This is a genomic window from Planktotalea sp. (genome assembly GCF_018607965.1).
Taxonomy (GTDB): domain Bacteria; phylum Pseudomonadota; class Alphaproteobacteria; order Rhodobacterales; family Rhodobacteraceae; genus Planktotalea.
The window spans coordinates 1-7,082 of sequence record NZ_JABBAM010000059.1 but is presented as its reverse complement, the minus strand read 5'-3'; the positions used below and the strand labels follow the sequence as shown (position 1 = coordinate 7,082).

Genomic DNA, 7,082 nt, shown 5'->3' with positions numbered 1-7,082 from the left:
GCAGAAGCCCTGATCGAGGCTGAGGCAAAGCGCAAAGCTGACGAGGATGCTGCAAAACTTGAAGAAGACGATGTTGAAGACGTCTCTGAAAATGAGCCTGATTCCATCGCGGCAAAACTTGCTCGTATTCGCGCCGTTGTTGGCAAGCCAAGCATTGCTCCGCTCGCTACAGATTTCTCTGAAGACGAACACGCTGGCGACATCATGCGAGGCCGCGAAGACTATACTGATCTCGAAGATATTTTGGAGATGGATGCAGATGCGAACGTAGAAGACTCCGTCGAAGATACAAACATCAAGACAGCCGTTGAAGATACCATTTCGGGTGTCATGTCGCGGCTTGCTGAAGCCACGCCTGAACTCGATAGCGTTAACGAAACTGCAATCGTGATCGACGCCGAGCCAGCTGTTGCAGACGTTGTCGCACCAAAAATCCCTATTCGCGCCCGCGTCATCAAAATGAAGCGCCAAGAATTTGAAGCGGCGATTGCAAGTGGCGATATCGAAGAAGAAGCCGATGATCGTGTAGAAGAGACATCTTTGTCCGTAGACGACGAAGCCGAGCTTGCACGTGAACTTGCTGCAGTCGAAGCCGAATTGTCGGAGTTGCCTGATGACGTATCAATTTCAGAACCAATGGCAGAGCCTGTAAACTTGGAAACTTTGGAATACGATGAAACCTCGCTCTACGAGGAGATCGAAGTGCAGAACGCGCGTGGTGTCGACGACCTCGCTGTTGCGCCAGACGTCGAGATGGATCGCTTGATGGATCAAGCCAGTACAGAACTGGACGAACCCGATGGGAAAAAGCGTCGCAATGCACTTGGCCATTTACGCGCAGCCGTTGCATCCGCCCGCGCTGACAAGAAAATCGGCTCAAATGTAGACCCTGTGGATGAAACCGAAGAGTACCGCGCTGATTTGGACACCGTCGTTCAACCAAGCCGCCCTGTTCGTCGTCTGAGTTCTAATGACGCGCCCGCGGCAACCGCGCGCGCCCCCTTTGAAACTTGTTGAGAAACAACGCGTTGATGCAACGGTCGCAGAATCCAATCCTGTCGCCTCTGAAACAAACGCACCACAACCTGTGCGTCCACGCCGCATAAAAGTTAGCGATGCGCCTGCGCAAGCGTCACCCTCAGAAGTATTCGATGTTGCACCCGAAGGTGGTACATTCAACGAGTTTGCTGAGGTAATGAGTGCAACAGAGCTGCCTGACTTGCTCGAAGCAGCGGCCGCTTACCTTGCGTATGTTGAAGGTAAAGACCAGTTTTCGCGCCCGCAACTCATGACCAAGGTACGTATGGTTCAAGAAGAGAACTTTTCGCGTGAAGACGGACTACGCTCGTTCGGCCAGCTGTTGCGCCAAGGCAAGATCGAGAAAATCAGCGGTGGTCGCTTTACGGTGTCGGATCGTATCAGCTTCAAACCAGATACACGCGCAGCAGGCTAAATCTTAGTTATTTGCAGCACGTAAAAACGGCGGCTTCCTGCTCGGAGCCGCCGTTTTCTTTTTTAAAATATATACTTAATCTTCTGGCGGCGCGTCTGGATCAGCTTGTCCAATGCCCATGAAAACAGACTTGAACGGAAATATCCAAACAACGCCCAAGATCACATAGAGAATGAACTCTGCCCAGATGGGTGGTCGCCCGACGACATAAAACAATCCTGCGACCAAGCCGATCGCCATTATGATATAGAGCGGCATGCCGATCAGGAGAATTATCAGCGACCAGCGCCTACGTGCTTTATATGAAAGAGCCATCAGTCCTCAAAAGGGTCAGTGACAAGGATCGTGTCCTCGCGTTCAGGTGAAGTAGAAACTAGCGCAGCCGGACAATCGATCAACTCTTCAATGCGACGCACATATTTGATGGCATTCGCAGGCAAATCCGCCCACGAGCGCGCACCTTCTGTGCTCTCAGACCATCCAGGCATCTCTTCATATATAGGTGTGCAGCGCGCTTGATGATCCGCTGCTGTTGGCAGGTAATCAATACGTTCTCCATCCAGCATGTAGCCCGTGCAGATTTTCAGCGTCTCAAACCCGTCCAAAACGTCAAGCTTGGTCAGGGAAATCCCTGTCACTCCCGATGTTGCGCACGTCTGGCGCACCAAAGCCGCATCAAACCAACCACACCGACGCTTGCGCCCTGTTGTCGTACCAAATTCGTGACCACGCTCACCAAGACGTTGACCGTCTTCGTCCTCAAGCTCCGTTGGAAACGGGCCTTCACCAACACGCGTCGTGTAAGCTTTCACGATGCCAAGCACATAATCAATCGAGCCTGGTCCAACGCCAACACCCGTCGCGGCCTGACCCGCGATCACATTGGACGAGGTCACATAAGGATATGTCCCGAAATCGATATCAAGCAACGCGCCCTGCGCTCCCTCAAATAAAATTCGCTGACCCTTTTTCTTGCGCTCGTTAAGCACTTTCCAAACGGGCGCTGCATATTCCAACACCTTCGGCGCAATCTCACGCAGCATTTCAATGAGTGCATCGCGATCAATGGCTGCAATTCCAAGACCTTTGCGCAAGGGATCATGGTGCTGCAACGCACGATCAACGCGCGCAACCAGTGTGGCGTCATCGGCCAAATCCGCAACGCGCACAGAACGGCGCCCGACCTTGTCTTCATAGGCGGGCCCAATGCCGCGGCCGGTCGTACCGATTTTCGTGCCTTTTGAGGATGCTTCTTCGCGCGCACGATCCAATTCGCCGTGGATCGGTAAAATCAATGGTGTATTCTCTGCGATCATCAACGTCTCAGGCGTGATCGACACACCCTGCGCACGGATCGTTTCGATCTCTTTCATTAAATGCCAAGGATCCAGAACCACGCCGTTGCCAATCACTGACAATTTACCGCCGCGCACAACACCGGATGGAAGTGCGTGCAATTTGTACACAGTGCCATCAATAACCAGCGTGTGACCTGCATTATGCCCGCCTTGGAACCGCGCAACGATGTCCGCCCGCTCGCTCAGCCAATCGACAATCTTGCCTTTACCTTCGTCGCCCCACTGAGCGCCAACAACCACTACATTCGCCATCCGACAGACCTTTCACATTACGTCCAACCCGCGCCCGTATAGAGCCGACACCAGACAAGCGAAACACCTATTTCGCCGCACCACACCAATAAGAGACATCGCACTCCTTCATCTTTCCAATAAACTTCCGCCGGAGGCTCCCCCAAACCCACAAAAAGCGCACCACTGGACATGCGCGCGATCATACGCAATTTATGTGTGAAACAAGGAATGCCCAAATGATCCGTATCACAATCCGCTGGCTGCTTGCCTTCATCCTGCTCGCCGCAACCTATAATCCGACAAGCTTCAATTGGGTCCGCTGGTCAGTACAAAACTATATAGATCAACTGCCCCTCATCGTGCTCAGCAGTCTGATTCTACTGGTCGGTTGCATCATCTACATGCGCGCAACCCTTCGTTCTATCGGACCTTTCGGTATGGCACTTGTCCTCGCACTCGTCGTGGCCTTGCTTTGGGTCCTCTATGATTTTGGTTGGCTCAGTCTACAGAACCAAGCGATGAACCTCTGGCTTGGTCTCGTCACACTTAGCTTTGTGCCCGGCATCGGGCTTAGCTGGTCCCAAATTCGTCGATCCCTTTCCGGTCAAGCAGATATGCATGATGTCGATGAGTAAGCAACACAACTTTGAAGCAACCGTGCGCTGGACAGGAAACACGGGTAAAGGCACCGCGAATTACCGCGCGTATACCCGCGATTGGACTTTAGAAAGCGTGGGCAAACCAGCCATCGCGATGTCCAACGACCCACTTCTTGGCGGCAACCCCGCATTTTATAATCCTGAGGATATGCTTATCGCGGCCCTCAGTTCATGCCATATGCTCTGGTTCTTGCACCTTGCATCTGATGCAGGCCTCACGGTCCATTCCTACACCGATACCCCAATCGGCACGGGGGAAAGCCTGCCTGACGGCACAGGTCGCTTTATATCTGCGCTTTTGCAGCCAAATATCGGTTTGATCCCCGGCAGCGACACGCAATTGGCCGACGCGGTTCACGGCAAAATTCACAACCATTGCTTCATCGCACGGTCCGTAAATTTCCCCGTTAAAATCAAAGCACGTTATTTTGAGGTCACACATCCCGATTGACGGGTTGCACGAACCACTTTGATTGCCTAGATACCACGCTGTACACAAACTCGCAGGCTCCCATGGAAAACGTCGTTCTGATCATCCACCTCCTTTTGGCACTTTCTTTGATCGGCGTTGTTCTGATGCAGCGATCTGAAGGGGGCGGTCTTGGAATGGGTGGCGGCGGTGGCGGCGGCGCTATGTCTGGCCGCGCAGCTGCGACGGCTTTGGGTAAAGTGACTTGGATCTTGGCGATTGCCTTCATCATCACATCTATCACACTGACAATCATCGCGGCTCAAAAGGCAGCGGGCAGCTCAGTCCTGGATCGTATAGGTGATGCACCGGCTGCAGTTGAAGAATCCGCGCCTTCGGGTCTTGGTGTGGGAAGCGATTTGCTGCCTCCGTCTGCGGATGACAACGCTCCGCTTGTGCCACGCGCAGACTGATTGCATCCACCAAATTTACCAGCTTTTGAGTAAGTCAAGGTTTCCGCAACATCATGTAGCGGTTGCCTTGCCAAACAGCTGCGAATCCTTTATCGCTCAAATCCCGTGATATTCGGCATTTTTACGACGCTGAATACATGAAATTTGACTATATTTGTGCTGCTCACAGCACGCAATTTGGTCCTCACGGGAGCGCTACGCACATGGCTAGATTTATCTTTATTACCGGTGGCGTTGTTTCCTCCCTTGGCAAAGGTCTGGCGTCAGCCGCGCTTGGCTCACTTTTGCAAGCGCGTGGATTTTCTGTGCGTTTGCGCAAGCTTGATCCATATCTTAACGTCGATCCAGGCACGATGAGCCCGTTTGAACATGGCGAAGTTTTTGTGACGGATGATGGTGCTGAGACCGATCTGGATCTTGGTCACTACGAACGCTTCACAGGCGTGCCTGCGCGCAAAACTGATTCCATCTCATCAGGTCGCATTTACACCAACGTGTTGAACAAAGAACGACGCGGCGATTATTTGGGCAAAACAATCCAAGTTATTCCGCACGTCACCAACGAGATCAAAGATTTCATCGCAATAGGTGAGGACGAAGTTGATTTCATGCTCTGTGAAATTGGTGGCACGGTCGGCGATATCGAAGGCCTGCCCTTCTTTGAAGCGATCCGCCAATTTAGCCACGATCGCCCACGCGGCCAGTGTATCTACATGCACCTTACCTTACTGCCCTATCTTGCAGCCTCGGGTGAGCTGAAAACCAAACCCACACAGCATTCTGTCAAAGAAATGCAAAGCATCGGCCTTGCCCCTGACATTCTGGTTTGTCGTTCCGAACATCCGATCCCCGAAAAAGAGCGCGAGAAAATTGCGCTGTTCTGTAATGTGCGCAAGGAAAGCGTCGTCGCGGCCTATGATCTGAAATCGATTTATGAGGCCCCCTTGGCCTATCACAACCAAGGCCTCGATCAGGCGGTTCTGGATGCGTTTGATATCAACCCTGCCCCCAAACCAGACCTGCGCGTTTGGGAAGATGTCGCAGATCGCATTCACAACACAGACGGAGAAGTGAACGTCGCGATTGTTGGTAAATACACCCAGCTTGAGGACGCCTATAAATCTTTCAAAGAAGCACTCACCCATGGTGGTATGGCCAACCGTGTGCGTGTGAATGTCTCTTGGGTCGACGCGGAAGTCTTTGATAGCGAAGACGCTGCCCCCTATCTTGAGGGCTATCATGCGATCCTTGTCCCCGGTGGATTTGGCGAACGCGGGACCGAGGGCAAGATCCGAGCAGCGCAATATGCACGCGAAAACAAGATACCCTACTTCGGCATCTGTCTTGGAATGCAAATGGCCGTCATCGAAGCCGCGCGGAATGTTGCGGGTGTTTCGGCTGCGGGCTCTGAGGAGTTCGATCACGAATCCTCTGGCAAGAAGCGCTTTGAACCCGTTGTGTATCACCTCAAAGAATGGGTGCAGGGCAACGCCAAAGTGAACCGCAAAGCAGACGACAACAAGGGCGGAACGATGCGCCTTGGTTCTTACGATGCAACGCTTACTGCTGGCTCAAAGGTTGCCGAAATCTATGGCAGCACGGCTATTGAAGAGCGCCATCGCCACCGTTACGAGGTGGACACTGCCTACAAAGAGCAGCTCGAAGGTTTGGGCCTGAAGTTCTCAGGCATGTCCCCAAATGGCAAACTTCCCGAGATCGTCGAATGGGAAGATCACCCATGGTTTATTGGCGTTCAGTTCCACCCCGAACTTAAATCCAAGCCGTTCGATCCGCATCCCTTATTCAAGGATTTCGTGCGCGCGGCCAAAGAAAACTCGCGTCTGGTCTGATCCCGTAAGGTGCGTGGCTTCACCCACCTCCCTTGCGGAATTTGGAGTTTTTCTGAATTATGCTAGCGTGGCGGCATGCGTATGTCAGCCGTCCTCGCTCCGCTTCTTATTTCGCTCGCCCCTATTGCGGCACAGGCCGCGTGCGAACGCGCGATGTGTATCGTCCCGAAAGACGACATGAACTTCACCAAGCTCATAGACTTTGAGGATGTTCCTGCCTCCATCGGGCTGAGCAGTCGCATCGATAACGTGCTTGTCAACGGCGGTGCCGGAGAAACGCTTGGTGCGATGCATATGCGCGGCACCATTGTTCTGCAAGGACATGGCCCACGGGTCTATCCCAGTGTTGAAGCCGTCGGCGAAGGCGCAATCGCAATCCTGTTTGATCGCGATCAACCTGCCTTGTCCTTCGACATTAAAGGCGGCGAACAGGAATTTGCATCCGTGCAATTCCTACGACGCGACGGTTCTGCGATCGACACCTTGACCATTGGCCCGCTGAGCGAAGCCAGCTACGGCTTTGCCCGTCAAAAAATGCAGCCCGATATTGCGGGTATCTTGATTTTGAACACCGACCCGCAAGGCATCGCCCTTGATAATTTGCGCTTTGAAGGCGTCGATCTAATGGGTTAACCTTTGCCCAAAC

At 53.0% G+C, this 7,082-nt stretch carries 8 protein-coding genes and 1 pseudogene; 7 read left to right on the top strand and 2 right to left on the bottom strand.

Features of this window, described 5'->3' with window-relative positions; all coding sequences use genetic code 11:
* A pseudogene (locus tag QZ279_RS05355) lies at window positions 1–1,017 on the top strand (hypothetical protein); the annotation flags it as partial.
* Window positions 1,004–1,453, top strand: a complete 450-nt coding sequence (locus tag QZ279_RS05350) for a hypothetical protein (RefSeq protein ID WP_293448958.1) — start codon at window positions 1,004–1,006, stop codon at window positions 1,451–1,453. The pseudogene QZ279_RS05355 and the gene QZ279_RS05350, both read left to right, overlap by 14 nt.
* A gap of 75 nt (window positions 1,454–1,528) precedes the next feature.
* On the opposite strand, the gene QZ279_RS05345 is transcribed toward QZ279_RS05350, so the two are convergent.
* Both QZ279_RS05345 and QZ279_RS05340 read right to left on the bottom strand, forming a co-directional pair.
* Window positions 1,529–1,768 (bottom strand): DUF2842 domain-containing protein, encoded by a 240-nt coding sequence (locus tag QZ279_RS05345; RefSeq protein ID WP_293448956.1) that lies wholly within the window; start codon window positions 1,766–1,768, stop codon window positions 1,529–1,531.
* Entirely contained in the window at window positions 1,768–3,063 is a 1,296-nt protein-coding gene (locus tag QZ279_RS05340) for an adenylosuccinate synthase (RefSeq protein ID WP_293448953.1), read from the bottom strand. Before QZ279_RS05340 ends, QZ279_RS05345 begins: the two co-directional genes overlap by 1 nt.
* Before the next feature lie 218 nt (window positions 3,064–3,281).
* On the opposite strand from QZ279_RS05340, the gene QZ279_RS05335 reads away from it, so the two are divergent.
* The 5 genes from QZ279_RS05335 (at window position 3,282) to QZ279_RS05315 (ending at window position 7,069) form a co-directional block, all read left to right on the top strand.
* Complete coding sequence (locus QZ279_RS05335) at window positions 3,282–3,680, top strand: DUF6524 family protein (RefSeq protein WP_293448950.1); 399 nt, start codon at window positions 3,282–3,284, stop codon at window positions 3,678–3,680.
* A complete protein-coding gene (locus QZ279_RS05330) occupies window positions 3,673–4,155 on the top strand; it encodes an OsmC family protein (protein WP_293448947.1) in 483 nt (160 codons plus the stop codon). The genes QZ279_RS05335 and QZ279_RS05330 overlap by 8 nt, the downstream gene beginning before the upstream one ends.
* A 62-nt stretch (window positions 4,156–4,217) precedes the next feature.
* Window positions 4,218–4,586: a preprotein translocase subunit SecG gene (gene secG, locus QZ279_RS05325; RefSeq protein ID WP_293448944.1), complete on the top strand. Its 369-nt coding sequence runs from the start codon at window positions 4,218–4,220 to the stop codon at window positions 4,584–4,586.
* A gap of 203 nt (window positions 4,587–4,789) precedes the next feature.
* A complete protein-coding gene (locus QZ279_RS05320) occupies window positions 4,790–6,436 on the top strand; it encodes a CTP synthase (RefSeq protein WP_293448941.1) in 1,647 nt (548 codons plus the stop codon).
* Window positions 6,437–6,511: 75 nt separating this feature from the next.
* Entirely contained in the window at window positions 6,512–7,069 is a 558-nt protein-coding gene (locus QZ279_RS05315; protein WP_293448938.1) for a hypothetical protein, read from the top strand.
* Window positions 7,070–7,082 lie beyond the last annotated feature (13 nt).

Excerpts from the sequence above, each read along its gene's own strand:
- QZ279_RS05320 (WP_293448941.1), top strand. The coding sequence starts at position 4,790 with ATGGCTAGATTTATCTTTATTACCGGTGGCGTTGTTTCCTCCCTTGGC.
- QZ279_RS05340 (WP_293448953.1), bottom strand. The coding sequence starts at position 3,063 with ATGGCGAATGTAGTGGTTGTTGGCGCTCAGTGGGGCGACGAAGGTAAA.
- QZ279_RS05335 (WP_293448950.1), top strand. The coding sequence starts at position 3,282 with ATGATCCGTATCACAATCCGCTGGCTGCTTGCCTTCATCCTGCTCGCC.
- QZ279_RS05315 (WP_293448938.1), top strand. The coding sequence starts at position 6,512 with ATGCGTATGTCAGCCGTCCTCGCTCCGCTTCTTATTTCGCTCGCCCCT.
- QZ279_RS05345 (WP_293448956.1), bottom strand. The coding sequence starts at position 1,768 with ATGGCTCTTTCATATAAAGCACGTAGGCGCTGGTCGCTGATAATTCTC.
- QZ279_RS05330 (WP_293448947.1), top strand. The coding sequence starts at position 3,673 with ATGAGTAAGCAACACAACTTTGAAGCAACCGTGCGCTGGACAGGAAAC.
- secG (WP_293448944.1), top strand. The coding sequence starts at position 4,218 with ATGGAAAACGTCGTTCTGATCATCCACCTCCTTTTGGCACTTTCTTTG.